This is a genomic window from Flavobacterium caeni, from assembly GCF_900101895.1.
GTDB classification, from domain to species: Bacteria; Bacteroidota; Bacteroidia; order Flavobacteriales; family Flavobacteriaceae; genus Flavobacterium; species Flavobacterium caeni.
The window spans coordinates 59,249-85,903 of sequence record NZ_FMVF01000011.1 but is presented as its reverse complement, the minus strand read 5'-3'; the positions used below and the strand labels follow the sequence as shown (position 1 = coordinate 85,903).

Genomic DNA, 26,655 nt, shown 5'->3' with positions numbered 1-26,655 from the left:
AAGCCGGAACCAGCTCCAAAAAACTACAACTTATCTTTCAAATATTTCCCCGTCACAGAATCCTTCGCTTTCAAAACCTCCTCTGGCGTACCAACCGCCAATATCTTACCACCGTTTTCCCCGCCCTCAGGCCCCAAGTCGATGATGTGGTCGGCGCATTTGATCAAATCGAGGTTGTGCTCGATCACCACAATCGAATGGCCTTTGTCGATGAGCGCGTCGAACGAAGCCAGCAGTTTCTTGATGTCGTGAAAATGAAGACCGGTCGTGGGTTCGTCGAATACGAACAACGCTTTTTCCTTGGTGCTGCCCTTGACCAGGAACGAAGCGAGCTTGATGCGCTGCGCCTCGCCGCCAGAAAGGGTAGACGACGATTGCCCGAGCTGTACATAGCCGAGCCCGACGTCTTGCAGCGGCTGTAGTTTTTGTACGATCTTGGTTTGTTTGGTGTCCTTGAAAAACGCAACCGCGTTGTCGATGGTCATCGTCAGGATGTCGTCGATGTTCTTGCCTTCGAACTGCACCTCGAGGATTTCCTTTTTGAAACGCTTGCCGTTACAGGTGTCGCAAACCAGCTGTACGTCGGCCATGAAAACCATTTCTACATTGATCGCGCCTTCGCCTTTGCAGGTTTCGCAGCGTCCGCCGTCTACGTTGAACGAAAAATGCTTCGATTGGTAGCCGCGTATCTTCGAGAGTTTTTCCTTGGCGTACAAATCGCGGATGTCGTCGTAGGCCTTGATGTAGGTCACCGGATTCGATCGCGAACTACGCCCGATTGGGTTCTGGTCGATGTATTCCACATGATGGATGCGGTGGTAGTGGCCGCGCATGTCGGTAAATTGGCCCGCTTTTTCGCCCACGCCATCGATTTTTTTCTGCAAGGCCGGGAACAGTATTTTCTTGACCAGCGTACTCTTGCCGCTGCCCGAAACGCCCGTGATCACGGTCAATACTTCCAACGGGAATTTGACATCTACGTTTTGCAGGTTGTTTTCGCGTGCGCCGATGATCTCGATGTAATTGGCCCATTTGCGGCGCTGGCGCGGTACCGAAATTTCCATCTTGCCGCTCAAATACTGGGAAGTCAGCGAATCGGATTGCAGGATTTCGTCGTAGGTGCCCTGCGCGACGAGTTGGCCGCCATAGGTGCCCGCTTCGGGGCCGATGTCGATGATCATGTCGGCGGCGCGCATGATGTCTTCGTCGTGTTCGACCACAATCACGGTGTTGCCCAAGTCGCGCAACGACACGAGCACGTTGATGAGCCGCTCGGTGTCTTTGGGGTGCAGTCCGATGCTGGGTTCGTCGAGGATGTACATCGATCCGACCAAGCTGCTGCCCAGCGACGTCGCCAGTTTGATACGTTGCGATTCCCCGCCCGAAAGCGTCGATGAATTGCGGTTCAACGTCAAATAATCCAACCCGACCTCGACCAGAAAACGCACGCGGTTCCTGATTTCGATGAGCAAACGCTTGGCGACCTTTTGATCGTATTCAGACAATTCGAGTTCGGTAAAAAACTGTTGCAGTTTGCGGATCGGCAAGTCGACCAAGTCCGAAATGGTACGGCCGCCGATCTTCACGTACGACGCCTCGACGCGCAATCTTTTGCCTTTGCACGACCAGCATTTGGTTTTGCCGCGGTAGCGCGAAAGCATCACACGGTTCTGGATTTTGTAATTTTTCTCTTCGAGCTCTCGGAAAAAAGCATCGAGTCCCTGGAAGTATTCGTTGCCTTTCCAAACGAGTTCCTTTTGCGCGTCGGTCAGTTCAAAATACGGCTTGTGGATCGGGAAGTCGAATTTGTAGGCGTGTTTGACCAGCTCGTCGCGGTACCAGCCCATGCTTTCGCCGCGCCACGGATAAATGGCGTTTTCATACACCGACAGGGCCGTGTTTGGGATGACCAGTTCCTCGTCGATGCCGATGATGTTGCCGTAGCCCTCGCAAACAGGGCACGCACCGTACGGGTTGTTGAAGCTGAACAAATGCACGTTGGGTTCCAAAAACGCAATGCCGTCGAGTTCAAAATTGTTGCTGTAGTCAAAGCGTTTTTCGCTGTCGAGTTGCTGCAATCGGCAAAATCCCTTACCTTCATAAAATGCGGTCTGGACGGCATCGGAGAGGCGGTTGTAAAATTCTTCTTCGTGTTTGACGATGATACGGTCGATGATGAGCTCGACCTTTTTACCTTTCAGATCGGTGTCGAGTTCGTCGATGCGCAACATTTGTCCGTCTACGAAAATCCGCGCAAAACCTTGCTGCAAAAGAACTTTGAGTTTTTCTTCGATGGTTCGTCCTTTTTCGGCGGCAATGGGCGCAAGCAGCAACCACTTGCTGTCGGGTTCGAACGTCTTGACATCGTTGACCACATCGGTGACGGTATCTTTTTTGACTTCTTTGCCCGAAACCGGCGAAAAAGTCTTGCCGATGCGTGCGTACAACAACTTGAGGTAGTCGTAAATTTCGGTCGACGTGCCTACGGTCGAGCGCGCGTTGGTGGTATTTACTTTTTGTTCGATGGCGATGGCCGGTGCGATGCCCTTGATGTAATCGACCTTGGGTTTGTCGAGCCTGCCAAGGAATTGGCGCGCATACGACGACAAACTTTCTACATAGCGCCGTTGTCCTTCGGCATACAAAGTATCGAACGCGAGCGAAGACTTGCCCGACCCCGATAGTCCCGTGATCACGACCAATTGGTTGCGCGGGATGGCCACATCAAGGTTCTTGAGGTTGTGCATTTGCGCCCCTTTGATCAGGATGTTTTTCTTGGGTTCGAGCGTGGCGAAGTCTTTGGTTTTCATAGCGGGAAAATGTGCGCAAAGTTAGTGATTTGTGCGCTGGAATCCTACCGGGGCGAACACCAAATTTTTGTTAACGACCGGGTTGTCGCGTCTATTTTTTTGTTGCGATTAATGTAGGTTTTGTTTTATCTTTATCCGATTTATCCGAAATTTGCATCCAATGCCCAAAATTCGATTGTACCTGCTGCTTTTGCTGATTTGCCGCGTGGCGATCGCGCAAGACTTGCCGCCGATTGTCAAGTATGCTTCGGCGGGCTACGGCGCGGGCAATCAAAACTGGATGATTGCGCAAGACAGCAACCACTACATTTTTTTCGCGAACAACGAAGGGCTGCTCGAATACAACGGGTCGAACTGGACGTTGTATCCATCGCCGAACGAAACCATCATCCGTTCGGTTCGGGTCATCGGCAACCGTATTTACACGGGCTGTTACATGGAGTTCGGTTATTGGGCACGGCAAAATGACGGGCAACTCAAATACACGTCGCTCACGCGCGCGCTCCAAGGCCAATTGCTCGACGACGAGCAGTTCTGGAACATTTTGAGCTATGAACAATGGGTGATTTTCCAATCGCTCGACCGCATTTACATTTACGATTCCAAGACCGGTAAAACCAGCATCATTGCTCGAAAGAACGGCATTTGGAAATCGTTCCGCACCCAAAACTCGATTTTTTTCCAGACGATGGGCGAAGGTCTTTTTGAAATCGAGAACGGCAAAAGTAAGCTGGTTTCGAACCATCCGCTGTTGGTCAATGAAAGGTTGGTCAACGTGTTTTCGGATGAAGAAGGTCTGATCTTGCAATTGGCGCAAAACGGATTTTACCGACTCAATGGCGCCACCGTCACCAAGTTCGTCACGCAAGCCGATGCCGAATTGGCCCGGAGCACGGTGTACAGCAGCCAGCAATTGTCCGACGGCAGCTATGCGCTCGGGACCATTTCGAACGGCGTGATCATCCTCGACAAATCGGGACAAATCAAGTACCATTTGACCCAAAACAAAGGGCTCAGCAACAACACCACGTTATCGGTTTTTGAAGATGTCGACCGCAATTTGTGGCTCGGGCTCGACAACGGGATCAATTGCATCAACCTGCAGTCGCCCGTTCGAAGCTATGCCGACGACACGGGTTTTTTGGGCACCGTGTACACCTCGATCCTGCACAATGGCCGGTTGTACGTGGGCACCAACCAGGGACTTTTTTACAAGGCGTACGAGGCAGCCGACGATTTTCATTTCGTGCCAGGGACCAAGGGGCAAGTCTGGTCGCTGTATGCCTATGGCGGCACATTATTTTGCGGGCACGATTCGGGCACTTTTGTAGTCGATGCGCAAGGCGTGCGCAACATCTTTTCGCAATCGGGGACCTGGAAATTCGAGACCGTTCCCGGCAGGCCCGATTTGCTTGTGCAAGGGAATTACTATGGGCTTTCGGTGTTGCAACGCACGGGCACCCAATGGGCGTTCCGCAATAAGATTGAGGGGTTCGATTATTCGTCCAAGTATTTCGAGATTACCGATGCGCTCGAGGTGTTCGTAAGCCACGAATACAAGGGCGTGTTCCGCATGCAGCTCGACCAGGGTTTGCGCGCAACCCCTAAATTCCACACCTATGCGTCGCCCGGGAAAGGCAAGAATGCAAGCCTGGTACAGTTCAACCGGACCATTTATTATGCCTACAAAAACGGTATTTTTAAGCTCAATACCAAGACCAAGCAATTCGAGAAAGACAAGGCGCTGAGTGCGATTTTCGAGAACGACGAGTATACCTCGGGCAAACTCATCGTAGACCGATCGAACAAGATTTGGCTGTTTTCCAAGAACTACATCCATTATTTTACGCCCAGCAAGCTCAGCTCGGCGCTCAAGCCCAATGCGATTCCTATTCCTGCATCGTTGACCAATTCGATGCTCGGGTATGAAAACATCACGCAGTTGACGCAATCGAATTATTTGATCGGCACCACCGACGGTTACTATACGATCAACATCAACGATTTGAGTTTCAAGAACTACAGCGTCTCGATCTCGGGCATCGTCGCGAACAGACAAAACGACAAGCCCGTCAACATTTCGACCACCGGAGAAGGCGAACTCAAGCACGACGAAAACAACATCACGTTCAACTACACCGTCGCCGAATACAACAAATACATCAGCGCCGAATACCAGTATTTGCTCGAAGGCGCGCAGGACAGTTGGAGCGAGTGGAGCAACAAACCCACCGTGAGTTATAAAAATCTCCCGCCTGGGGAATACCAATTCAAGGTGCGCGCGCGTATCGCCAATTCGTCGCCCGAAAATATGGCGGTGTACCGGTTTACCATTCTCAAGCCTTGGTATGCCACCAATCTGGCGTTGGTGTTGTATCTGATTTTGGCGTGTGTGATCGCGCATTTCATCAACAAGGCCTACCAGGATTACTATCAAAAACAGCGCGAGAAATTGATCGAAGAAAACAACCTGTTGCTCGAAATCAAGGAACTCGAGAACGAACAACAGCTCATGAAATTGCGCAACGATCAATTGTCGCAGGATGTCGATGCCAAGAACCGCGAACTGGCTGTGTCGACGATGAGCCTGATCAAAAAGAACGAACTGCTGGCGTTGATCAAAGAAGATTTGAAAAATTCGGCCGAAGATTCGAACAAGAACATCAAATCGGTGATCACGACCATCAACAAAAACATCAACGAAGAAGATACCTGGAACATTTTCAAGGAAGCGTTCGACAACGCCGACAAGGATTTCCTCAAGAAGATCAAGGCGGCACACCCATCGCTGACGCCTAACGATTTGAGGTTGTGCGCGTACCTTCGATTGAACTTGTCGTCTAAAGAAATTGCGCCGCTTTTGAACATTTCGGTACGCAGTGTCGAGATCAAACGATATCGATTGCGTAAAAAGATGGATTTACCGCACGAACAAGGGTTGGTCGAGTACATCCTTTCGATCTGACGTCTTGAGAAATAGGGGATTCTACCCACACATCACCACAACAATACACCACAACAAACCAGGAATCTTCGCTTTTCATACCTTAAGAGAAAGACGCCTGCGTTCCACTGGCGCGGCCTCTGACACATGATGTGGTTTTTTCGCATAATGTATGTTTTTTGTTGTGGTGTTTCGCACTCTATTGTCGGTAAACTCCGCTAATTTAGGAGCAACAGAAAACAAACGCGCGAACCCTTATTTGGGTTGCCTTTTTATCCTATGAGAAACAAAAAAAGCATGGTACTGTGGCTGTTTGCCGCGGGGATCGTCCTGGGTTGTTCGGCCCAACAAAAACCAATTTCAAAACAAAACGCATCGATTGAAACCAAAGTCGATTCGGTTCTCAAACTCATGACGCTCGAGGAAAAAATCGGACAAATGAACCAGTACAATGGCTTTTTTGACGTGACCGGACCCGCCCCCAAAGACGGACAGGCGGCGCAAAAATACGAACACATCCGCAAAGGCTACGTCGGGTCGATGCTCAACGTAACAGGCGTCAAGGACGTACGCGCGCTTCAAAAGATCGCCGTCGAACAAAGCCGCATGAAAATTCCGATGATTTTCGGCTCGGATGTCATCCACGGCTACCAAACAATCAGCCCGATTCCGCTGGCCGAGTCGGCAAGTTGGGATTTGCAAGCCATACAAAATTCCGCGAAAATGGCCGCCGAAGAAGCCTCGGCCGTAGGACTCAACTGGACATTCGCCCCCATGGTGGACGTGATGCGTGACGCCCGATGGGGCCGTGTCATGGAAGGTGCCGGCGAAGACCCTTTCCTGGGTAGCAAGATCGCGGTGGCGCGTATCAAAGGATTCCAGGGCGATAATTTTGACGATGCCAAGACCATCCTGGCCTGCGCCAAGCACTTTGCGGCCTATGGATTTGCCGAATCGGGCCGCGATTACAACACCGTCGACGTTGGCGAATCGACCTTGCAAAACATTATTTTCCCGCCGTTCAAGGCTTCGGTCGATGCAGGCGTGCGCACCTTTATGAATGCGTTCAATGAAATCGACGGCGTCCCGGCTACGGGCAGTCGTTGGCTGCAACGCGACATCCTCAAGGGCGCATGGAAATTCGACGGTTTTGTCGTGTCCGATTGGGGATCGATCAACGAGATCCGCATCCACGGCAATGCCAAGGATGGGAAACAGGCCGCCGAAATCGCGGTCAATGCAGGCTGCGACATGGACATGGAGGCCTATCTGTACATCGAACACCTGGCCAATCTGGTGCGCGAGGGCAAAGTCAGCGAAGCGCTGATCGACGACGCGGCGCGACGCATCCTCCGTGTTAAATTTGAACTCGGATTGTTTGACGATCCGTATAAATACTGCGACGAGGCCCGCGAGAAAGCGACGGTCGGCAAAAAGGAAATCCACGAGGCGGCGCTCGACATGGCCAAGAAATCGATCGTATTGCTCAAGAACGAGGGCAATTTACTTCCCTTAAAGAAATCAGGCCAGAAGATTGCGCTGATCGGTGCGCTGGCCGACGACAAGACCAGCCCGCTGGGCAACTGGCGCAACGCCTCCAAAGACGGTTCGGCGGTGTCGGTGCGAGAGGGAATGGCGCGGTATACAGGGAATTCAGTCGTGTATGAAAAAGGCGCGACGGTTTCGTTGAATACCGATGTTTTTGCACGCGAAGTCAAGGTCAACACCACCGACAAATCGGGTTTTGCGCAGGCGGTAGCTGCGGCCAAATCGGGCGATGTGGTTGTGATGGTGCTCGGCGAGGTGGGCTACCAAAGCGGCGAGGGCAGGAGTAGGGCCGATATCGGTTTGCCCGGCGTGCAGCAGGAATTGCTCGAAGAAGTCTACAAAGTGAACAAAAATCTGGTGCTGGTATTGCAAAACGGTCGTCCGTTGACGATCCCATGGGCCGCCGAGCATGTACCCGCGATTGTCGAGGGCTGGCACCTGGGTACCCAAAGCGGCCATGCGATTGCGCAGGTGCTGTACGGCGACTACAACCCGAGCGGAAAATTGCCGATGTCGTTCCCGCGTCACGTAGGACAATTGCCGTTGTATTACAACCATAAGAATACGGGCAGGCCTACCATGCCTTCGCCCGACGAAGTGTTCTGGTCGCACCACGGCGATGTGGCGCATACACCGCAGTACCCGTTCGGGTTCGGACTCAGCTACACCACCTTTGGTTACTCGAATCTGAAATTGAGTCAATCACAATTTTCGAAGGCGGGTCTAATCCAGGTCTCGGTGACGGTGACCAATACGGGGAAGGTCTCCGGAAAAGAAGTCGTGCAGTTGTACCTCCAGGATTTGGTGGGCAGCACCACGCGCCCGGTACGCGAACTCAAAGGATTTGAAATGGTCGAATTGGCCCCGGGGCAGTCCAAGACGGTCACGTTTGCCATCGATGAACAAACGATACAATTTTACACGGCCAACAAAAAATGGGAAGCCGAACCGGGCGCTTTCAAGGTGTTCGTAGGCGGCAGTTCCGATGCAAATCTCGAAGCTTCATTCGATTATGTTCGTTAGCATGAAGAAGTTTTTGTTGTTATTGTTTGCAGTACAAATCGTCCACGGGCAAAGCCGCAAGCTGGTGTGGGAAGAATCGTTCACGGGTACAGCGCTAAACGAAAAGGTCTGGAATTTTGAAATGGGCAACGGCTGTCCGAATCTTTGCGGCTGGGGAAACAACGAACGCCAGGTTTACACGCGTGAGAACCACATCGTCAAAGACAGCAAGCTCGTCATCACCGCGCGTCGCGAACCCGATGGGCAGTATACTTCTACCCGCATCACCACAGCCGCCAAAAAGGAATTTCAGTACGGCCGCATCGAATGTCGCGCAAAACTGCCCATCGGTACGGGGATTTGGCCCGCGTTCTGGATGCTCGGGCAAAACATAACGGAAGTTGGTTGGCCTAAATGTGGCGAGATCGATATTTTAGAGTATGTGGGCAAGGAGCTGCACCAGGTGTATACGACGTTGCATACGCCCGACGGATACGGCGACCACGCGCACAGCAAAAAAACCGAAGTGTTCGGAATAGAAGAGGGGTTCCATGTTTTTGCCGTTGATTGGGACAAGGACAAGATGGATTTTTTTGTAGACGATCGTTTGGTGTTTACGTACAATCCACCGGTGAAGACGCCCGAAAGCTGGCCATTCAACCAACCGCATTTCATCATCCTGAACATGGCCGTGGGCGGAAACTTTGGCGGTCCGGCCGTAGACGACGCGATTTTTCCGCAACAGTTTGTCGTCGATTACATCCGTGTTTATCAATAATCTAGCGTTCTGACGAAAACGTTAGAAAAAAATCATAAAAAAACAAGATATTGTGCCGAAACTGTTAAATTTCGGTACAATGTTTGCTTTGTAAAATTTAATTGCCTTATATTTGGCTAAGAATTAATCAAACTTTAACAGGACGCCTATAATAAAAAATTACTTTTTAGAGAATTTCTCCAAATTTAAAACCAAACTAAAAGGTAATTTTATGGCTAATGTTCAAATCCCAGACGCTTTATTGGTGAAGAATTATGTGGCCGGCGACGAAAGTGCGTTAGCGACATTGATCACCAGGCATGAATCCAAGATTTACGGGTTCATCTACTCGAAGATTGCTGACCGCGATATTTCGGATGATATTTTCCAGGATACCTTTATCAAAGTCATCAAAACGCTCAAATCCAATTCGTACAACGAGGAAGGCAAGTTTTTGCCATGGGTGATGCGTATCGCGCACAATTTGATCATCGATCATTTCCGCAAGAACAAAAAGATGCCGATGTTTCGCGAGACCGAAGAGTTCTCTATTTTTTCGGTCATGTCCGACAATACCATGAACGTAGAGCACCAAATGATCTCGGACCAGGTCGAAATGGACCTCAAAAGACTGATCGAGGAATTACCTGAAGACCAGAAAGATGTGCTCATGATGCGCATCTACCAAGACCTTAGTTTCAAGGAAATCTCAGAACTGACGGGCGTTTCGATCAATACCGCCTTGGGGCGTATGCGTTATGCGCTCATGAATTTGCGCAAAGTCATTGAAAAACATCAAATTATTTTGACCAACTGACAATATTTAGACGTTTGCCGCGTTGTAGTTGTACCTAACAATAAAAACACAACATGGCAAAAATCTACTCTAAAGAAAAGTCAGTTACCGATTCGATGAAACCTAAAAAAGAGACCATTTCTTTTTTACTCAATTACTCCAAAGCTTTGCACATCACGAAAGTGGGGAAAATGAGGATCGAAACCATCGCTAATTAAGACACATTCCGGCAAGTCCGGGATTTTTTATGCCTACCTGCGACCTTTGGAGATGTTGCGGTTGATTTGCATTGAACAATATCGAAGAAATGCCGCTTTTTCACTACAAAAATTGTGGTCCCGAAATTTTAACAAAAAGTACAGATTATCTGTAGCGCAGTCCCGGAATTATTTTTTAGGGGTAAACCTTACTCCCCCTTCCCTTACTAGTGACAAACTACGATTTTATCCGATACAAGCGCTATAGAAAAACTGTATTTCTAGCCCCTTATTTTCTCTGTTTGTAGTAGTCCTCAATCACCGATTTGCGCCCCACTTCGCGCGTAATGAGGTCGTTGTCCAGGTTCCAGCCGCGCGCCGGCGAATATTCTCGGCCGTAGTAAATAATCTGCAAATGCAAATCGTTCCACGTTTCTTTCGGGAACAACGCCTTGGCATCTTTCTCGGTCTGCACCACATTTTTGCCATCCGACAATCCCCAACGGTACATCAGCCGGTGGATGTGCGTATCTACCGGAAACGCCGGAACGCCAAAAGCCTGGCTCATCACCACGCTGGCCGTTTTGTGGCCCACGGCGGGTAAGGCCTCGAGCGCTTCAAAACTTTGCGGGACTTGACCGTCGTATTTTTCGATCAAAATTTGCGACAATCCATGTATGCCTTTCGATTTCATCGGCGAGAGTCCGCACGGTTTGATGATTTCCTTGATTTCCTCGACGGTCATCTTGACCATATCGTACGGATTATCGGCCTTGGCAAACAAAATAGGCGTAATCTGGTTCACCCGCACATCGGTACATTGCGCCGACAAAAGCACCGCGACAAGCAGGGTGTAAGCGTCTTTGTGGTCGAGCGGGATCGGTACCGTCGGATAGATTTCGCGCAGCGTCTGCATCACGAATTGCGCGCGTTCTTTTTTGGTCATTTATGCGTATTTTTGCAGCGTAAATATAGTTGTTTTTTGGGGCTAATCCGGCTGTCCGCTGTATCTTTTCCGCGCTAAAGAAGCGCGAAAAAGGATGCCGCTTCCATCCGGGCCAAGGATTGTCCAGGCCGGAACCACCATAAAAAATAAAAATAAACAATAACCAATGACGAATCTAAAGCCCGGCGATAAAGCCCCGAATTTCAAAGCCATCGACCAGGACGGCAACGTCCGTAAATTGTCCGATTACAAAGGAAAGAAACTTGTCGTGTTTTTCTACCCTGCCGCCGACACACCCAGCTGTACGAACCAGGCCTGCAACCTGCGCGACAACTTCGAAAGGTTTGCGTCGCAAGGCTATGAACTGCTGGGTGTGAGCGCCGATAAACCCCAAAAACAGGCGAAGTTCATCGCCAAGTACAACCTGCCGTTTCCGCTTTTGGCCGACGAGGACCACAAAGTCATCAACGCGTTCGGGGTTTGGGGACCCAAGAAATTCATGGGCCGCGAGTACGATGGTATCCATCGCACTACGTTCGTTATTGACGGCAAAGGCAAAATCGTCGATGTGATCGGGAAAGTAAAAACCAAAGAACACACCGCCCAAATCCTCCAATAATGCCGCTTCTATTCTCTTACGGGACGCTACAAAAGCCACAAGTACAAACCGAAACGTTCGGGCGTTTGTTGCATGGTACGCCCGATGTGCTCATCGGTTACCAGCTCCGATATGTCGAAATCACCGACCCAGAAGTGTTGCGCAAAAGCCAGCGGCAGTTCCATCCCATCATCGCCCATACCGGTAACAATGCCGACACGGTAAGCGGTGTGCTGTTCGAAATCACCGACGCCGAGCTCGCACAGGCCGATCGTTACGAAGTAGACGATTACAAGCGCATCGAAGCCACTTTTGCGTCGGGAAAAATCGGTTTTATCTACGTAGAGAAATAAAAAAAGCCGAAATTACTTTCGGCTATTATCGTTTGACTTTCGACTAATTCGTGTCCTGCAACACGCTGTTCGGATCGTACCCAAACAACTGGTGCTGCTTGATGATTTCGGCGATGCCCGTGGGCAACATGCCTTCCCATCCCGGCTGTCCCTTGCCGATCATCTTAAGCACTTCGCGCGAGAAAACCTCTAGCGTATGCGGATCGAAATCGACAATATCGATCACCTTGCCGTTGAACTTGAAGAATTTGTACAGCTCCTTCATGCGCGGATGCACCTTGAGGTTCTCTGAATTGACGATTTCGCCTTCCTCGCCAATCATCGGATACAGGAACACCTTGAGGTCGCGGTAGAACAATTTACCGAACGCCTCGAGGATGCCTCCGCTCAAATGGCGGTAGTATTTTTCGTCGAAAATGTCGATCAGGTTGTTGACGCCCATCGCCAATCCCATACGGGCTTTGGTGTAGCTCGAGAAATACTCGACCACTTTGTAATATTCCTGGAAATTCGAGATCATGACGGTTTGGCCCAACGAGCAAAGCAATTCGGCGCGGTCCATGAAGTCGCGTTCGTCGATTTCGCCTTCCGAACGCAGGTTCGACAGCGTAATCTCGAAAATCACGAGCGTATTTTCCTTACTCACCTTGCTCTCTTCGAGGAACATCGCAAGCGACTTCTCGTACATGTCCATGTTCACCTTGGTCACCGGGCGGAAACTGCCGCGCAGCGCCAGGATGTTCTTTTTATACAACACGGCGGCGGGCAAGATGTTGCGTCCGTCGGGGTCGAACATCACCGCATCGGTCATGCCGTTCTTGACGAGCTGCAAACTCATCAATCGGTTGTCTACATCGGCAAAACGCGGTCCCGAAAAGTTGATCGTATCGATCTCGAGCTGGTCTTTGTCGAGGTGGTCGTACAAATAACGCAACAATTTCTTGGGATCGTTGTATTTGTAGAACGCGCCATAAATGAGGTTCACGCCCAGGATGCCGAGCGTTTCCTGTTGCAAACGCGCGTCGGTTTCCTTGAACCTAATGTGCAACGTGATTTCGTTGTAGTCCTCATCGGGTTCTATCTGGTATTTGATCCCGACCCAGCCGTGGCCCTTGAATTGCTTGGCAAAGTCGATGGTAGCCACGGTGTTGGCGTAGCTAAAGAAAATCTTGTTCGGGTGTTTTTCACGGCTCAAGCGACGCTCAATCAGGTTGACCTCGTGCGTGAGCATTTTTTTGAGACGGCTTTCGGTCACGTAACGGCCATCGTCTTCGACGCCGTAAATCGCATCCGAAAAATCCTTGTCATAAGCCGACATCGCCTTTGCAATCGTTCCCGACGAGCCACCCGAGCGGAAAAAGTGACGTACGGTTTCCTGTCCGGCGCCGATTTCGGCAAACGTCCCGTAAATGTTTTCGTTCAGGTTGATGCGCAACGCCTTGTCTTTGACCGATGGAATCGTTTCAATGACTTTGTCGCCTTTCAGTTTAATTTCAATATCCATTACAAATTGGGTCTGAATAACGACAAAGTTAGCAAATTGCCCCTTTATTGAAAGATTTTCTTGCTATTTTTGTAAAAAAATAACACGGTGCGCGTCGTTTTTTTGGGTACGGGAACATCACAGGGCATTCCGGTCATCGGGAGTCAACATCCGGTGTGTCACAGCAGCGATTCTCGCGACAAAAGGTTGCGCGTTTCGGTGTGGATTTCGTGGGACAAGTATTCGCTGGTGATCGATTGTGGTCCCGATTTCCGCCAGCAGATGCTCACCTCGGGATGCACCCACATAGACGGTATCCTGTTCACGCATGAACATTCCGACCACACGGCGGGGCTCGACGACATCCGTCCGTTCAACTTCCGGCAAGGGCCGTTGCCAATTTATGCACACCGGCGCGTGCTTGACAACCTCGCGCGTCGTTTCGATTATATTTTTGAAGAAGAGAACCGGTATCCGGGCGCGCCATCGGTCGACCCGATCGAAGTGCGCAACGACCAACCGTTTGCCGTGGGCGATCAGGTTGCGACGCCCATCAATGTGATGCACGCGCATCTTCAGGTTTTTGGTTACCGCATCGGCGATTTTGCGTACCTGACCGATGTCAAGACCATCGAGGTATCCGAGATCGAGAAGCTGAAAGGTTTGAAGGTGTTGGTGGTCAATGCGTTGCGCGAAGAAGAACACCATGCGCATTTCAATTTGCAGGAAGCGCTCGATTTCATAACTTTGGTGCGGCCCGAGCGCGCCTATTTGACGCACATCAGCCATACTTTTGGGTTCCATGCCGACATCGAGAAGCGGTTGCCCGAAAATGTGCTGGTGGCCTACGACAATTTAGCCATAACGATATGAGAAGATCCCTGTACCTTTATTTGTTCATCCTCGCGGTGCTCATCAACGTGTTTACATATGCCTATTTCACCAAAATTGGTTCGTTCGAAAAAGAGCGGCTCGAAAAGCAAAACAAACGCCTCACCGACAGTATTGCAACCGTTTCGCAACGCATAGACGAAGCGAATTATTTCTCGCTCGAGAACAACCAGAACGCGCAAAACTACCTCGAAGTCAGCGCCATCAACGGGCGTTACATCCCGTTCGACAAACTCATCCCGCACGTGACAGAGAAATTACTCGATTTGAACCAGAACCCAAAAGGGAATCCGTTTACGGGCCAGGAGCAGATCGGGGCGCAAAAATTCATCATCAACAAAGTCAAGGTGATCAACCACCGTTGGGTCATTGCCGATTACAGCGACAGCGAATATTGGGGCGAGGTGTTGCTCAAGTATTTCGTCAACGAAGACGAATCGGTCGATTTTGTGGTCATCGATTCGTTCCTGTATCCAAAATCGACGAATTAATTGGGTAAAAGCCAGTTGCGGAAATCGTAGAAGTTTTGTGGCGCCACACCGTGCCCCACGGGGTATTCCTTGTAGCTGTTTTCGATGCCCAAGCTGTCCAGAAACGGTTTGGTCTTGCGCGCCCAATCTACGGGAATCACCTGATCTACGCTGCCGTGCGAGGCAAAAATCCGCAAATTCGAAAAATCGTTTTCCATGAAATCCTCGACGGCCATCCCGCCGTGGATGTAGCCGCTGAGCGCAACCACTTGTTTGATTTTTTCTGGGTAAGACAGCGCAACGGCATAGCTCAGGATCGACCCTTGGCTGAATCCGATGAGCGTGACCTGGCCCGGGTCGATGGGAAACAAATCGATGAGTTCGCCAATGAACCCGGCAATCAGTTCGCGCGATTCGATCGCCTGATCGATGTCTGAAAACTTGTTCTCGTCGGCGTCAAAATTAATCGCATACCACGCATAGCTCCCGTACATCAAATCATGCGGTGCGCGCGCCGAAACCACGTAATATTCATCGGGCAATTCTGTAGCGAATGAGAACAAATCTTCTTCATTGCTGCCATAGCCGTGAAGCAAGAGCAGCAACGGGTTTTTCTCGCGTTTTACTTTGGGTTCGCGGATCAAATAGTGTAACGAGGCCATTAACCTATGGTTTTTAAGAGTTTTTGGAACAGTCCGCCTACAAGCGGGATGGGTGTGGTTTTGCCGGTGGCGGCGGTAAAAATACCATAGGTCCACAGTACCGACATAAAGATCCACAGCGCGATTGTGGCTTCGGGGATGCCAAAATTGCTCACGATCAGCCCCAGTGAAATAAACATGATCGACAACCCGGCCGCCTGCCGGATGTGGAACGATGCGAACGCGTTTTTTTCGTCGCTGTTCATCGACATCGCGATCAAACAGCCAACAATCAGGATGTAACTGGTGATGGCCGCGGTTTTGCCCTTTTCGATAGCGTCGTTCATCGCAGTACCAATTTTTGTTGGTGGTACACGCCGTACACTTCGCCTTTCATTTTTACGCCAAGGAACGCCGAATTTTTAGATTTCGAGCCGATGTGTTCTTTGGCAAATGTCCACGAACCTTCAGGGTTGAACAGGGTGAAGTTGGCGGTTTGCCCTTCTTGGACCGATGTTGTCCCGATGCCAAAAACCGCGCGTCCCGCGGTCAGTTTCTCGACCACGGTTTCCAACGGGAGCACCGTCATCAAAGCGCCGAATGTGCTCTCGAGACCTATAGTGCCGTTTTTGGCCAAATCGAATTCCATTTTCTTGTGTTCGATATCGATCGGGTTGTGGTCGCTTGTGATCATGTCGATGGTACCGTCCTTGACACCTTTCAGTAGCGCCTTTCGGTCGGCTTCGGTACGCAACGGCGGCGTGACTTTGTAGCGCGTGTCGAATCCGTCGAGTTTTTCATCGGTCAGCACCAAATGATGCACCGAAACGCTGCAGGTGACCTGCAATCCTTTTGCTTTGGCTTCCTTGATGAGTTGCGCCGATTTGGCCGTAGAGATGGTCGGGATGTGCATTTTTCCGCCCGTATATTCGAGCAGGAACAGGTTGCGCGCAACGACCAACTCCTCGGCCAAATTGGGTATGGCCTTGAGTCCGAGCCTTGTCGAGACGGTGCCTTCGTTGGCAACGCCCGCGCCCTTGATGTTCGAATCTTGCGCGTAGGCGATGACCAATCCGTCAAAATCCTGCGCATACTGCAATGCGATCTTGAGCAGGTTGGCGTTCTCGAGGTTTTTGTTGTAGTCGCCAAAGGCCACCGCGCCTGCGTTTTTCATGTCGTACATTTCGGCCAGGTCCTTGCCCTCGGAATTTTTGGTGAGTGCCCCTATCGGATACAGCGCCGTCGCCATCCCTTTGGCTTTCGATTGCACGAAATGCACCTGCGACTGGTTGTCGATGACCGGTAGCGAGTTGGGTTGCAAGGCGATACCCGTAAAACCGCTTTTGGCCGCCACGTGCAGCCCGCGGGTTATGGTTTCGCGGTCTTCAAACCCCGGTTCGCCGAGCGATACGCTGCTGTCGAACCAGCCCTGCGAGAGGTGCAGGTTGTCTCGTTTGATTTCCTCGAATTTGTTCGGGTTTTGCAATTTGGCGCCCATCTTAACGATGACACCATCCTGGATCAACACATCGACAACCTTGCCGTGGTGGGCGCTGCTCGGGTCGACGATTTGTGCTGCTCTTATGATGAGATTCATGGTACGAATTTTTGGATCAGTATTTCGGTTGCGAGGAACAACAGTGCAAAAATAACAAACCATTTCCATAGTTGGTTGTCGGTGCGGTCGGTTTGCAATTGCGTGAACACGGTGTCGAGGCTGTCGGCGGTTTTAAAGTCCGATAGCGCCTCGGCTTGGGTTTGCATAAGGTTTGATTCGGTGCGCGGGTAATTGAAACTGATTTCGGCCTGCGTTTCGTTGCCTTTGTATACGCTGTAGTTGCCCGCTTGTTGCGGATGGTCGTTAAAATTCAACCGTACTTTGTCGTTGAGGATTTGCTGTACAGGGATGAATTTTTCGCCCAGTTCAAATGTATTCCCCACCGATAAGATCTCGTCCTTACCGAGTGTGGCGTTCACCAAGAACGGAAGGTTGTCGCCTATAATCGTCGCGTTTACACCCGTCTTGGCGTTGCTTTTGGCCATGTTGTAAAACGTAGGGACAATAAGCGGTGCGTTCTGGAAGTTCGAATTGTCTTTGTTGATCGGCGCGGTCAGCACATATACCGATGACATCGGATTTTGCAGCGCCGTCACAAACGCCGATTGGTCTTCGAAGGACAACGCGGCGGGCGCACCCACGGTAACCGAAAAAGCGCTCTTGGTTTGCGGGTATTGGAAATTGTCGATTTTTTTCTCGAATACGCCCGCAAACAACGGATGGTTGAAATTGATCTTGGTCACCAACTTGGTCGTCTGCTGCAACGCGCCGAACTGTATTTTTCCAAACGCCGACAAAAAGGCATTGAGGTTGGCCGGTGCCGCATCGGCCGCAGGAATCACCACCACATTGCCGCCTTTCTCGACAAACGATTTGAGCGTCGTTTGCAAGGCCTGCGGGATCTCGCGCAGTTCGTTGAGCACCACGGCATCTTGCTTTTCGAGCAGGTTGTAGTCGAGCGCGCCGCTCGTAAAGCTCTGGTAATTGAACTCATCGCTGGTGTAGATACGCGAGAGGAACACATTTTTCTCGGGTTCGCCCACCACCAGCACATTGGTTTTTTGCGGCTTCGAAATGCTGAAATACAGCTTGTTGTCGTATTCGAGCCCGTTGTCGGTCACCTGTACAAAACCGTGAAAATCGGCCTTGGGGATCATGAACCCCACCGATGCCTGCTTGCTGTCGAAATCAACCAAAGTCTTGGCTATCAGCTTGTTTTGGTTGTACAGCGCAATCGGCACCTCCTTGAAATCGTCGCCATAAGCCTTCAAATCGATACCGATGTTGTAAAAATCGTCGCTCGATTCCTTGATGTACACGCTGTCTACCGATACGTTGTTGCGTTGCTCGGCCTTGGGTACGATAAAGTAGGTGGCTTCGGGATGGAGTCCTTTGAGGTGTGTGGGTTGCAACCCTACCGCATCGGTGATCACGACCACATCTTTGTCAAAAACCGACGGCCGCGATTTGATCTTGGCCAGCTGTTGCTCCAACACAAACGGGGCGGCGCTGTAAGGAAGATTTTGCAGTTCCTTTTGGATCGATTTGATGTCGGTATTCCAGAAATTATCGCCGTTGGTCAACAACGAAAATTGTGTATTTTCGGGCGCGCTTTCGAGCAAATCCTGCACGGCACGGCGCATCAATTCGCCTTTTTGTCCTTTGGCCTGCATGCTGAACGAATTGTCGAGTATGATGAACAGCTCATTGGTGGCGCCTTTGCTGTCCTTGGCCTTGAAAAATGGTTGGGCGAACGCAAAAATCGCGCAGGCCAGCAAAAGCAAACGCGTGGCCAGCAAGAGGTATTTTTTGAGTTGTGAACTCTTGCGTGTTTGGATCGACAGTTCCTTGAGCAGCCGCACGTTGGTGAAATATTCTTTCTTGAAACGGCGCAACTGGAACAGATGCACCAAAATAGGAATGACCAGCAGAAAAAGAAAGTAAAGGATTTCCGGGTGTTTGAACTGCATGCTGGTTAAATTTGATCCGAGGTGACGTCGGATGGGCGCATCGGATTTCGGTCAAAAATACAACATTTTTCTCTTTCGGATGCCACGGCATTTTATTTTAAATCGCGAAAAACGTACTTTTACGACCATTGTCCTGTACCCATGAAAAAAATACTGATTTCGCTCGCTGTCGTCCTGGTGTCGGCAACGGGCATCGCCCAAAAAAAGTATCCGCTGCTCATCGGAACCTATACCAATAGCTGCGAAAGCGCGGGCATTTACGCCTATGAATTCGATGCCGAGACGGGCGCGTTTTTGTTCAAGTCGTCGTCAAAGAATGTCCAAAACCCCAGCTACCTGACCGTTTCACCCGATGGGAAAACCATCTACAGCGTCAACGAAAATGGCGCCAACAGCCAGGTGAGCAGTTTTGACTGGAATGCCGCAACGGGGAAAATCGATTTTCGAAACGCCAAACCTGCGATGGGTGCCGATCCGTGCCACATCATCAACGACGAAAAGAACGTCATCGCGGCCAACTATTCGGGCGGGAACATTGCCGTATTCGGCAAGCAGTCGGGCGGCAGTTTGACCGACGCCAAACAAGTGATCCAACACGAAGGGCATAGCGTCAATGCGCAACGGCAGGAGAGCCCGCACGTACACATGGTGCATTTTTCGCCCGACAAAAAGTTTGTGCTGGCCAACGATTTGGGTACCGACAGGTTGTATGTTTACGATTACGCAGCCGATGCCAACAGCCCGCTGCGGCTTAAGGATACCGTCCCTACCAAAACGGGTGGCGGCCCGCGTCATTTGGCTTTTTCTCCCAACGGATTGCATGTGTACCTGTTGCATGAACTCGACGGTGCCTTGACGGTGTTCAATTACAAAAATGGTACGCTGCGGCGCATCCAGGAAACGTCGGTGGTGCCGGCCGGTTTTTCGGGGTCGACGTCGGCGGCCGACCTGCATTTGTCGGCAGACGGTAAGTTTTTGTATGCGACCAACCGCGGCGATGCCAACACGATTTCGGTATTTTCGGTAGATGCCAGAGGCAAACTCGCGCACCAACAAACCTTGCCGTCAGGGGGCAAGGGACCGCGCAATTTTGCAATCGACCCGACGGGAAAATACGTGCTTGTGGCGCACCAATATTCGAACGATATCATCGTCTTTGAACGCGACCAGGCCACGGGACTGCTCAAAAACACGGGTAAAAAACTTGAATTGTGCGCGCCGGTTTGCTTGGTATTCGCACCGTAACAGCGTGGTTATTTCTTTTTGTTGCGCTTTTTGTTTTGCTCGCGCAACAGGTTCCGGTTGACCGATCCGGTCTTTTTCTTGGTTTTGCCCGGACCACCCAGGTTGACTTTTTTGTTCTTGGCCGACTTTTCGTGGAATGCCCCCGATTCGCTTATCTTGGGCTTTTTCATCAAAAACTTGACTTTTTCCTTTTCTTTTTCGGGGCCGATGAGCAACGTCGAGATTTCGATCGTTTCGGGAAGCGGCAAAATGTCGATCTCGCGGTCCATGAGCATTTCGCTCTCGATCTTTAGGTCTTCTTCGCGCGGCGTGACAAAGCTGATGGCGGTCCCGGTAGCGTCGGCGCGCCCGGTACGTCCGATGCGGTGAATGTACTGCTCGGGTGTTTCGGGCATCTCAAAATTCACCACGTGCGAGATGTTCGAAATGTCGAGTCCGCGCGCCATGATGTCGGTCGTGATGATGCCGCGCAACGCGCCGCGTTGGAACGTCGCCATGGTGTTGAGGCGGTAATTTTGCGATTTGTTCGAGTGGATCACGCCAAACTGTTCGGGAAAATCGGCGTCGATACGCTCGTGGAGCATGTCGGCTATTTTCTTGTTGTTGACGAAAACCAGGATGCGCTCGATGCTTTCGTCGGTTTCGAGCAGGTGTTTGAGCAGGTTGATCTTGGTGTTGAAATTCGGGACCTGATAACTCCATTGTTCGATTTGCTCGAGCGGCGTGCCCGATGGCGCAAGCGAAACCTCTTCGGGGAAATCGAAGTAGTCTTCGAGCATTTCATCGACTTCGTCGGTCATCGTGGCCGAAAACAAGATGTTTTGGCGCTTGGCGCGCATCATCGCAAGGATCGACGTGACCTGCGGGCGAAATCCTAGGTTGAGGATTTCGTCGAATTCATCGATGACGAGCTTTTGCGTTTCGTCAAACCGGATCACATTGTCAAGCGCAAGGTCCATCACGCGACCCGGCGTCCCGACCAACACGTCGATACCTTGGTAAACGGCGGTCTTTTGCGTATTGATGTTGACCCCTCCATAGATACCGAGCGTACGTACCGACATGAATTGCGTCAGTTTTTCGACTTCTTCGACCACCTGCACGACCAATTCGCGCGTGGGTACGAGGATGACGATTTTGGGCGTCTCGGTGGGCGTAAACTTGTATTGTTTGAACAGCGGGAGCAGGTAGGCAAGTGTCTTTCCGGTTCCGGTTTGCGCGATGCCCATGACGTCGCGGCCCGACATCACCACAGAAAATGCTCTTTGCTGGATGGGAGTGGGCGTGGTGAAACCCAGGGCGTCTACGGCTTTTTGCAGCGATTTGGGAAGGTTGAACGATTCGAACGTCATCGGCTTGATTTTGGGCAAAGGTACGCAACAGATTTTTCATAACAAATATAGTCAATGTGACAATAATTCTAATTTTTAAGAATATTGTTTCTAAATTATCAACATTAACATATCTGTTCATTGTATTTTAGGTTTAAAATGTTAATTTCCGATAAAATTCTAAACTCTTAATTCTTTTGCAATGAAGAAGAGTAAAATCAGCGACGACCTTTTGTTCACGCAACGACACTTCGATTTACTGGCCAGGCTCTACAAATCGTCCCTGGACGACTATGGTTCGGTTGCAGACATACACAAGGCCATTACCGAGACCGTGGCGTTTGGGCTCGATTTGGCGCGCGTCAGTTACTGGAAGATCTTGAGCAACAAATTGGTCTGCCAGACCCTTTTTGACGCGTCGGTCGCCAAGCATACAACCGACAAAGACTTGTTGGCGAGCGAACTCCCGGTGTATTTCAACGCGCTCAAAGAGGGCATCGCGATCGTGGCCAACGACGCCCGTACCAACGAATTCACCAAGGAGCTTACCGACGTTTATTTGATTCCGCGCGGTATTTCGGACATGCTCGATTTGCCAATACGTGAAGACGGCCAACTCGTAGGCGTTTTGTGTTGCGAGCGGTGCGGCGTATCCCAAAGATGGTCCGAAGCCGATCTGGCCTTTGCGCGCGCCGCCGCCGACATGATGATGCTGCTGCTCGAACAAAACCGCCACCGCGAAACCCAGCGCGAGACCGAACGGTTGTACAACATATCGAAAAGACTCAACGAAAAACTGCTCGACTACACCTACATCATCTCGCACAACATCCGCTCGAACACGAGCAACATGTCGATGCTGATGGATTTGATCGACGACACCGAACAATACGACGAAAAGCTGGAATACCTCAAACTCCTGCGCGACAGCAGCAACAAGCTGTCCGAAACGATCCACTATTTGAACGAGACGATCAGTATCCAACTCGATTCCAAGGAGCGCACGGTGCGGCTCAACCTCAAATCGGCGCTGGAGAAAACGCTTTTGGGCGTCAACGGCATCATCAAAAAAGAACACGCGACCATCAACATCAGCGTCCCGCCTGAGATGACCCTCAAGACCATCCCGTCTTATTTCGAAAGCATTATGTTCAACCTCCTGACCAATGCCATCAAGTACCGTTCGCCCGACCGCGCACCGCAGATCGACATTTCGGCCAAGAAAATAAAAGGGAAGACCGAGATTTTGGTCAAGGACAACGGGCTCGGGATAGACATGGTGCGCAACCGCAACAAAATCTTCGGGATGTACAAGACTTTCCATGCGCACCCAGACGCGGTAGGGCTGGGGTTGTTCATGAGCAAGAACCATGTGGATGCGCTGGGCGGTTCGATCGAAGTCGATAGTACGCCCGGCAAAGGGACAACGTTTAAGGTGGTGTTGTGATGAAGCGGTTCAAACTCATATACCTGATTGACGACGACGAAATCTTTGTGTTCGTGATGCAAAAGCTGATGCAAAAATCAGGTCGGTTTGAACAAGTCCTCAACATAGCCAATGGCCTAGACGCGATAGACGTCCTGGTCGACCGGTACAGCCGCGAAGGCAGTTTGCCCGATTTGATTTTTCTCGATTTGAACATGCCCGTGCTCGACGGATGGCAATTCCTGGACGAAGTAGAGCGGTTGCCGTTTAAGGATCGGTTGCGCATTTACATCATTTCGTCGTCGATCGATGCGCGTGAAATGGCCAAGGCAAAGGAATATTCGACGGTCAAACGTTTTGTCTCGAAGCCCGTCACGCTCGATTGGCTCAATAAGATCGATTAGAATTTCTCAAAAACACCCAACCCGAACAACGCAAAATCGTATTTGGCCGGATCGGTCGGGTCAAAGAAACGCAACTGCGCATCGAGTTCTGCGAGCGCCTTGGCGTCGTTTTGTTTGCGGGTCAAAATCCCGAGTTTGCGCGCGACATTTCCCGAATGTACATCGAGCGGACAAGACAGCAAAGCGGGCGACACGCCTTTCCAGATACCCAAATCGACGCCTTTGTTGTCTTTGCGCACCATCCAACGCAAATACATGTTGAGCCTTTTGGCCGCCGAATTGTTAAGCGGATCCGACAGGTGTTTTTGGGTTCGGGTTGGGTGCTCGATCTCAAAAAAAGTCTTCTTGAATTGCGAAATCGCGTGCTGTAAACCTTGGGCGTTTTGGTGTTTCGCGAAAACCTGTTCGGGCCCGCCGTGTTTTTCGTAGAGGTTCCTGAGCGCGCGGATGAACGTCGTAAAATCGACTCCGTTAAAGGTTCGGTGTACAAAACCGTCGAGGCGTTCCAGTTGGGGATCGGTGTGCGACATCACAAAATCGTACGGTGCCTGGCCCATGAGCTCGATCATACGGTGGGCATTTTTGATGATTTGCTTGCGGTTGCCCCACGCGATCGTCGCGGCCAAAAAACCCGCTATTTCGATGTCTTCCTTGGCCGAGAACAGGTGCGGGATCTGGATCGGGTCGCTGTCGATGAAATCGGGACGGTTGTACAGGGCTGCTTTTTCGTCGAGGAACGATTTGAGGTCGTCTGTTTTCATGGGCTATACGCTGATCCTGCCGTCTACCATCACCAATTTCCGGTCGGCCATGTTGGCCAGGTCTTCGTTGTGCGTGACAATGACAAACGTTTGTCCGAACTCGTCGCGTAGCTTGAAGAACAACTGGTGCAGGTTTTCGGCCGATGCGGTGTCGAGGTTGCCCGACGGTTCGTCGGCGAAAATCACCGAGGGCTGGTTGATCAGCGCACGCGCTACGGCCACACGCTGTTGTTCGCCGCCCGAAAGTTCACCCGGTTTGTGGTCGATGCGGTGCGACAAACCAAGATAATGCAGCAGCCGTTTGGCTTCGGTTTCGGTGTCGTATTTGGAACGGCCTGCGATAAAAGCCGGGATGCACACATTTTCGAGTGCAGTGAATTCGGGCAACAACTGGTGGAACTGAAAGATGAACCCGAGATTGAGGTTGCGGAACCGCGACAGCGCCTTGTCGTTCATGTGCAGTACATTTTCGTTGTTGACGATCAGTTCGACGCCGGTATCGTCCTTGGGCTTGTCGAGCGTACCCAAAATCTGCAACAATGTTGTTTTCCCTGCGCCCGACGCCCCGACAATCGAGACGATTTCGCCTTGGGCGATGTGCAAATCGACGCCCTTGAGCACATGCAACTGGTCGTAAAATTTATTGAGGTTTTTGGCTTGGATCATGAACGGGCCTTTTTGCAAAGAAACGATATTTTGCGCAATTGAAATGACGATGCGTCCAATTTGCGGCTTTTGATAAAATTGCGTTAAGGCCCCTCCGCGCGTTTGGCTAATTGGATAACTTTGAGGGTATACAATCCACGACAAATGACACACACGACCAACGTAGAGAAAGCCACTTTTGCAGGCGGCTGTTTTTGGTGTACCGAAGCCGTTTTTTTGGAACTCGACGGCGTACAATCGGTGCAATCGGGCTACATAGGAGGCCAAACCGAAAGTCCGACCTATGAGCAGGTATGCAGCGGGACAACGGGTCACGCCGAGGCGATCGAGATTGTCTTCGATCCGCAAAAAATCGATTACGGAACCCTTTTGCGCATTTTTTTCGCGACCCATGATCCAACAACCATCAACCGGCAAGGCAACGACGTGGGGACGCAGTACCGCAGCGAGATCTTTTACCACGACGAGAACCAACGGCAAACCGCGCAGGCCTACATCGAACGACTCAACCAGGCCAACACCTACGGACGACGGCTGGTGACCAAATTGACCCCGGCGTCGGTTTTTTATGTGGCCGAGGACTATCATCAAAATTACTACAACCGAAACCAAAATGCGGGGTATTGCACCTATGTCATTACGCCCAAGGTCGAGAAAGTAAGGCGGTCGTTTGCGCAGCTCACCAAATAATGGCATCGCATTTGTAAGGTGGCGCAAAAAAAATCGAAAATGGAAACCAATACAACACCTGTCAATCACAAACAACGCGACCTTTTGCTGGGGTTGTTGTTCGACGGCATCGGCATGCTCAGCTTTACGATTCCGGGTATCGGTGAATTTTCGGATGTGATTTGGGCGCCCATCGCAGGCTACCTGATGGCGCGGCTCTACAAAGGTACGGCGGGAAAAGTAGCGGGTGTTTTTACGTTTCTGGAAGAACTCGTTCCGTTTACCGACGTGTTGCCGTCGTTTACCCTGATGTGGATTTACACTTATTTGATCAAAGGCGAAAAGTAAACGAACACGTTACTTTTTGAACAACAATCCGAAAGAAATGCGGTTGAGCATTTTCTTGGCGAACGGGAAAAAGAATTCCGATTGACCGAACAGCCATCCTACCACCATCAGCAACAACGGATACAACGGAAGGATCAAAATGCCCGCGATCACGTAGAACAGCACGGGTTGCATGTTTTCTTTGGTCCAGCCCATGAGGTTCATCAGGTAAATCCCGATTTTGGCCGACAACGAGCCGTTGATCGCAAACACGATAAAAATCACCACCAACTGAAAGTTAGACCGAATTCCCCAACGTGTTTTTAGTTTTTCCATACTTGTGCTGCTGCCACAAATATAGCGGATGGATTACAATTTTTGCCGGTATTGCTGCTGAAAATACATAAAATAATTGTAGAGCAGGTAGTTTACCTCATAACCGTAGCTGATTCTCGGGTCGTAATCGATGCGCAACAAGTACAAGTCGGGGTTGTAACGCATGGGTTCGAGTACGCGCCGGTTCCATTCCATGACATACAGCTTGTTGCGCACCTCGAGATAATTCAATCCGTAGTATTGGCGCGGCTTGGCACGGCTCACGAGCCAGGTGTTGAACCCCGCGTCGATCACAATCACTTCATACTCGAGCGAATCGTTCGCGATGCGTACCGTGTCGTTCTTTGCAACAACTTTGTCGGTGGCCGGTGCCGATGAAGCGACAGGGCTCGACTGGGTCGCACAAGCCACGACCGCCACAAACAACCCAACAACCCAAATTACATTTTTCATAACCGCAGATTTTGTACCTAAAGTTACAAAACCGTCCGCAATGGTTGGAAGCCCGATCGATTTTTAACAGCGG

At 50.8% G+C, this 26,655-nt stretch carries 25 protein-coding genes; 13 read left to right on the top strand and 12 right to left on the bottom strand.

Going from position 1 to position 26,655, the window contains the following annotated elements:
- Nucleotides 1–23: 23 nt before the first annotated feature.
- Entirely contained in the window at nt 24–2,810 is a 2,787-nt protein-coding gene (gene uvrA / locus BLP55_RS11790; RefSeq protein ID WP_091144238.1) for an excinuclease ABC subunit UvrA, read from the bottom strand.
- 160 nt (nt 2,811–2,970) lie between these two features.
- Here uvrA and BLP55_RS11785 point away from each other — a divergent pair, with 160 nt between their 5' ends.
- The 4 genes from BLP55_RS11785 to BLP55_RS11770 all read left to right on the top strand — a co-directional run bounded on the left by BLP55_RS11785 (nt 2,971) and on the right by BLP55_RS11770 (nt 9,878).
- Nucleotides 2,971–5,775: a triple tyrosine motif-containing protein gene (locus BLP55_RS11785; protein WP_091144235.1), complete on the top strand. Its 2,805-nt coding sequence runs from the start codon at nt 2,971–2,973 to the stop codon at nt 5,773–5,775.
- A 258-nt stretch (nt 5,776–6,033) separates the two neighbouring features.
- Nucleotides 6,034–8,325, top strand: a complete 2,292-nt coding sequence (gene bglX, locus BLP55_RS11780) for a beta-glucosidase BglX (RefSeq protein WP_091144234.1) — start codon at nt 6,034–6,036, stop codon at nt 8,323–8,325.
- A gap of 1 nt (nt 8,326) precedes the next feature.
- Nucleotides 8,327–9,082: a glycoside hydrolase family 16 protein gene (locus tag BLP55_RS11775; protein WP_091144230.1), complete on the top strand. Its 756-nt coding sequence runs from the start codon at nt 8,327–8,329 to the stop codon at nt 9,080–9,082.
- A gap of 211 nt (nt 9,083–9,293) precedes the next feature.
- Nucleotides 9,294–9,878, top strand: coding sequence for an RNA polymerase sigma factor (locus BLP55_RS11770; protein WP_091144227.1), 585 nt, complete (start codon nt 9,294–9,296; stop codon nt 9,876–9,878).
- Nucleotides 9,879–10,343: 465 nt separating this feature from the next.
- Here BLP55_RS11770 and BLP55_RS11765 read toward each other — a convergent pair whose 3' ends face one another.
- The gene (locus BLP55_RS11765; protein ID WP_091144224.1) at nt 10,344–11,000 is read right to left on the bottom strand and encodes an endonuclease III domain-containing protein; all 657 of its coding nucleotides are present in this window, start codon (nt 10,998–11,000) and stop codon (nt 10,344–10,346) included.
- Nucleotides 11,001–11,166: 166 nt separating this feature from the next.
- Between BLP55_RS11765 and bcp the strand changes: the two genes are divergently transcribed.
- On the top strand, nt 11,167–11,619 hold the full coding sequence (bcp, locus tag BLP55_RS11760) for a thioredoxin-dependent thiol peroxidase (RefSeq protein WP_091144222.1): 453 nt from the start codon (nt 11,167–11,169) through the stop codon (nt 11,617–11,619).
- Nucleotides 11,619–11,951 carry a gamma-glutamylcyclotransferase family protein gene (locus BLP55_RS11755; RefSeq protein WP_091144219.1) on the top strand — a complete coding sequence of 111 codons (333 nt, stop codon included), beginning with the start codon at nt 11,619–11,621 and terminating at the stop codon, nt 11,949–11,951. Before bcp ends, BLP55_RS11755 begins: the two co-directional genes overlap by 1 nt.
- 43 nt (nt 11,952–11,994) lie before the next feature.
- On the opposite strand, the gene BLP55_RS11750 is transcribed toward BLP55_RS11755, so the two are convergent.
- Complete coding sequence (locus tag BLP55_RS11750) at nt 11,995–13,455, bottom strand: nicotinate-nucleotide adenylyltransferase (RefSeq protein WP_091144214.1); 1,461 nt, start codon at nt 13,453–13,455, stop codon at nt 11,995–11,997.
- An 87-nt stretch (nt 13,456–13,542) separates the two neighbouring features.
- Here BLP55_RS11750 and BLP55_RS11745 point away from each other — a divergent pair, with 87 nt between their 5' ends.
- Both BLP55_RS11745 and BLP55_RS11740 read left to right on the top strand, forming a co-directional pair.
- Nucleotides 13,543–14,307: an MBL fold metallo-hydrolase gene (locus BLP55_RS11745; protein WP_091144210.1), complete on the top strand. Its 765-nt coding sequence runs from the start codon at nt 13,543–13,545 to the stop codon at nt 14,305–14,307.
- Nucleotides 14,304–14,816, top strand: a complete 513-nt coding sequence (locus BLP55_RS11740) for a hypothetical protein (protein ID WP_091144206.1) — start codon at nt 14,304–14,306, stop codon at nt 14,814–14,816. Before BLP55_RS11745 ends, BLP55_RS11740 begins: the two co-directional genes overlap by 4 nt.
- On the opposite strand, the gene BLP55_RS11735 is transcribed toward BLP55_RS11740, so the two are convergent.
- From BLP55_RS11735 to BLP55_RS11720, 4 genes are read right to left on the bottom strand one after another with little or no spacing between them, the layout of a single operon-like run.
- The gene (locus BLP55_RS11735) at nt 14,813–15,457 is read right to left on the bottom strand and encodes an alpha/beta hydrolase (protein WP_091144202.1); all 645 of its coding nucleotides are present in this window, start codon (nt 15,455–15,457) and stop codon (nt 14,813–14,815) included. The genes BLP55_RS11740 and BLP55_RS11735 overlap by 4 nt on opposite strands.
- Nucleotides 15,457–15,783, bottom strand: a complete 327-nt coding sequence (locus tag BLP55_RS11730; RefSeq protein WP_091144197.1) for a hypothetical protein — start codon at nt 15,781–15,783, stop codon at nt 15,457–15,459. The genes BLP55_RS11735 and BLP55_RS11730 overlap by 1 nt, the downstream gene beginning before the upstream one ends.
- Nucleotides 15,780–17,033 carry a dihydroorotase gene (locus BLP55_RS11725; protein WP_091144194.1) on the bottom strand — a complete coding sequence of 418 codons (1,254 nt, stop codon included), beginning with the start codon at nt 17,031–17,033 and terminating at the stop codon, nt 15,780–15,782. The genes BLP55_RS11730 and BLP55_RS11725 overlap by 4 nt, the downstream gene beginning before the upstream one ends.
- Complete coding sequence (locus tag BLP55_RS11720) at nt 17,030–18,964, bottom strand: vWA domain-containing protein (RefSeq protein ID WP_091144190.1); 1,935 nt, start codon at nt 18,962–18,964, stop codon at nt 17,030–17,032. Before BLP55_RS11720 ends, BLP55_RS11725 begins: the two co-directional genes overlap by 4 nt.
- Nucleotides 18,965–19,105: 141 nt before the next feature.
- Here BLP55_RS11720 and BLP55_RS11715 point away from each other — a divergent pair, with 141 nt between their 5' ends.
- Nucleotides 19,106–20,209 (top strand): lactonase family protein, encoded by a 1,104-nt coding sequence (locus BLP55_RS11715; protein WP_091144188.1) that lies wholly within the window; start codon nt 19,106–19,108, stop codon nt 20,207–20,209.
- 8 nt (nt 20,210–20,217) lie between these two features.
- Here BLP55_RS11715 and BLP55_RS11710 read toward each other — a convergent pair whose 3' ends face one another.
- The gene (locus BLP55_RS11710) at nt 20,218–21,561 is read right to left on the bottom strand and encodes a DEAD/DEAH box helicase (RefSeq protein WP_091144371.1); all 1,344 of its coding nucleotides are present in this window, start codon (nt 21,559–21,561) and stop codon (nt 20,218–20,220) included.
- A gap of 181 nt (nt 21,562–21,742) precedes the next feature.
- On the opposite strand from BLP55_RS11710, the gene BLP55_RS11705 reads away from it, so the two are divergent.
- Both BLP55_RS11705 and BLP55_RS11700 read left to right on the top strand, forming a co-directional pair.
- Nucleotides 21,743–22,987, top strand: a complete 1,245-nt coding sequence (locus BLP55_RS11705; RefSeq protein ID WP_091144184.1) for a sensor histidine kinase — start codon at nt 21,743–21,745, stop codon at nt 22,985–22,987.
- On the top strand, nt 22,987–23,370 hold the full coding sequence (locus tag BLP55_RS11700) for a response regulator (RefSeq protein WP_091144179.1): 384 nt from the start codon (nt 22,987–22,989) through the stop codon (nt 23,368–23,370). The genes BLP55_RS11705 and BLP55_RS11700 overlap by 1 nt, the downstream gene beginning before the upstream one ends.
- Here the strand turns inward: BLP55_RS11700 and BLP55_RS11695 are convergent.
- Together BLP55_RS11695 and BLP55_RS11690 are read right to left on the bottom strand one after the other, a co-directional pair.
- On the bottom strand, nt 23,367–24,131 hold the full coding sequence (locus BLP55_RS11695) for a TIGR02757 family protein (protein ID WP_091144176.1): 765 nt from the start codon (nt 24,129–24,131) through the stop codon (nt 23,367–23,369). The two genes, BLP55_RS11700 and BLP55_RS11695, sit on opposite strands and share 4 nt — an antisense overlap.
- A gap of 3 nt (nt 24,132–24,134) precedes the next feature.
- Nucleotides 24,135–24,797, bottom strand: a complete 663-nt coding sequence (locus BLP55_RS11690) for an ABC transporter ATP-binding protein (protein WP_091144367.1) — start codon at nt 24,795–24,797, stop codon at nt 24,135–24,137.
- Between the two features lie 144 nt (nt 24,798–24,941).
- Here BLP55_RS11690 and msrA point away from each other — a divergent pair, with 144 nt between their 5' ends.
- Together msrA and BLP55_RS11680 are read left to right on the top strand one after the other, a co-directional pair.
- Complete coding sequence (gene msrA / locus BLP55_RS11685) at nt 24,942–25,487, top strand: peptide-methionine (S)-S-oxide reductase MsrA (protein WP_091144172.1); 546 nt, start codon at nt 24,942–24,944, stop codon at nt 25,485–25,487.
- Between the two features lie 39 nt (nt 25,488–25,526).
- Nucleotides 25,527–25,814 carry a hypothetical protein gene (locus tag BLP55_RS11680; protein WP_091144363.1) on the top strand — a complete coding sequence of 96 codons (288 nt, stop codon included), beginning with the start codon at nt 25,527–25,529 and terminating at the stop codon, nt 25,812–25,814.
- A 9-nt stretch (nt 25,815–25,823) separates the two neighbouring features.
- On the opposite strand, the gene BLP55_RS11675 is transcribed toward BLP55_RS11680, so the two are convergent.
- Both BLP55_RS11675 and BLP55_RS11670 read right to left on the bottom strand, forming a co-directional pair.
- Complete coding sequence (locus tag BLP55_RS11675; protein WP_091144168.1) at nt 25,824–26,129, bottom strand: DUF6787 family protein; 306 nt, start codon at nt 26,127–26,129, stop codon at nt 25,824–25,826.
- A 33-nt stretch (nt 26,130–26,162) separates the two neighbouring features.
- Entirely contained in the window at nt 26,163–26,582 is a 420-nt protein-coding gene (locus BLP55_RS11670; protein ID WP_091144164.1) for a DUF6146 family protein, read from the bottom strand.
- Between the last annotated feature and the right edge of the window lie 73 nt (nt 26,583–26,655).

Coding starts and splice junctions, on each gene's coding strand:
- uvrA (WP_091144238.1), bottom strand. CDS start 2,810: ATGAAAACCAAAGACTTCGCCACGCTCGAACCCAAGAAAAACATCCTG.
- BLP55_RS11785 (WP_091144235.1), top strand. CDS start 2,971: ATGCCCAAAATTCGATTGTACCTGCTGCTTTTGCTGATTTGCCGCGTG.
- bglX (WP_091144234.1), top strand. CDS start 6,034: ATGAGAAACAAAAAAAGCATGGTACTGTGGCTGTTTGCCGCGGGGATC.
- BLP55_RS11775 (WP_091144230.1), top strand. CDS start 8,327: ATGAAGAAGTTTTTGTTGTTATTGTTTGCAGTACAAATCGTCCACGGG.
- BLP55_RS11770 (WP_091144227.1), top strand. CDS start 9,294: ATGGCTAATGTTCAAATCCCAGACGCTTTATTGGTGAAGAATTATGTG.
- BLP55_RS11765 (WP_091144224.1), bottom strand. CDS start 11,000: ATGACCAAAAAAGAACGCGCGCAATTCGTGATGCAGACGCTGCGCGAA.
- bcp (WP_091144222.1), top strand. CDS start 11,167: ATGACGAATCTAAAGCCCGGCGATAAAGCCCCGAATTTCAAAGCCATC.
- BLP55_RS11755 (WP_091144219.1), top strand. CDS start 11,619: ATGCCGCTTCTATTCTCTTACGGGACGCTACAAAAGCCACAAGTACAA.
- BLP55_RS11750 (WP_091144214.1), bottom strand. CDS start 13,455: ATGGATATTGAAATTAAACTGAAAGGCGACAAAGTCATTGAAACGATT.
- BLP55_RS11740 (WP_091144206.1), top strand. CDS start 14,304: ATGAGAAGATCCCTGTACCTTTATTTGTTCATCCTCGCGGTGCTCATC.
- BLP55_RS11735 (WP_091144202.1), bottom strand. CDS start 15,457: ATGGCCTCGTTACACTATTTGATCCGCGAACCCAAAGTAAAACGCGAG.
- BLP55_RS11730 (WP_091144197.1), bottom strand. CDS start 15,783: ATGAACGACGCTATCGAAAAGGGCAAAACCGCGGCCATCACCAGTTAC.
- BLP55_RS11725 (WP_091144194.1), bottom strand. CDS start 17,033: ATGAATCTCATCATAAGAGCAGCACAAATCGTCGACCCGAGCAGCGCC.
- BLP55_RS11720 (WP_091144190.1), bottom strand. CDS start 18,964: ATGCAGTTCAAACACCCGGAAATCCTTTACTTTCTTTTTCTGCTGGTC.
- BLP55_RS11715 (WP_091144188.1), top strand. CDS start 19,106: ATGAAAAAAATACTGATTTCGCTCGCTGTCGTCCTGGTGTCGGCAACG.
- BLP55_RS11710 (WP_091144371.1), bottom strand. CDS start 21,561: ATGACGTTCGAATCGTTCAACCTTCCCAAATCGCTGCAAAAAGCCGTA.
- BLP55_RS11705 (WP_091144184.1), top strand. CDS start 21,743: ATGAAGAAGAGTAAAATCAGCGACGACCTTTTGTTCACGCAACGACAC.
- BLP55_RS11700 (WP_091144179.1), top strand. CDS start 22,987: ATGAAGCGGTTCAAACTCATATACCTGATTGACGACGACGAAATCTTT.
- BLP55_RS11695 (WP_091144176.1), bottom strand. CDS start 24,131: ATGAAAACAGACGACCTCAAATCGTTCCTCGACGAAAAAGCAGCCCTG.
- BLP55_RS11690 (WP_091144367.1), bottom strand. CDS start 24,797: ATGATCCAAGCCAAAAACCTCAATAAATTTTACGACCAGTTGCATGTG.
- msrA (WP_091144172.1), top strand. CDS start 24,942: ATGACACACACGACCAACGTAGAGAAAGCCACTTTTGCAGGCGGCTGT.
- BLP55_RS11680 (WP_091144363.1), top strand. CDS start 25,527: ATGGAAACCAATACAACACCTGTCAATCACAAACAACGCGACCTTTTG.
- BLP55_RS11675 (WP_091144168.1), bottom strand. CDS start 26,129: ATGGAAAAACTAAAAACACGTTGGGGAATTCGGTCTAACTTTCAGTTG.
- BLP55_RS11670 (WP_091144164.1), bottom strand. CDS start 26,582: ATGAAAAATGTAATTTGGGTTGTTGGGTTGTTTGTGGCGGTCGTGGCT.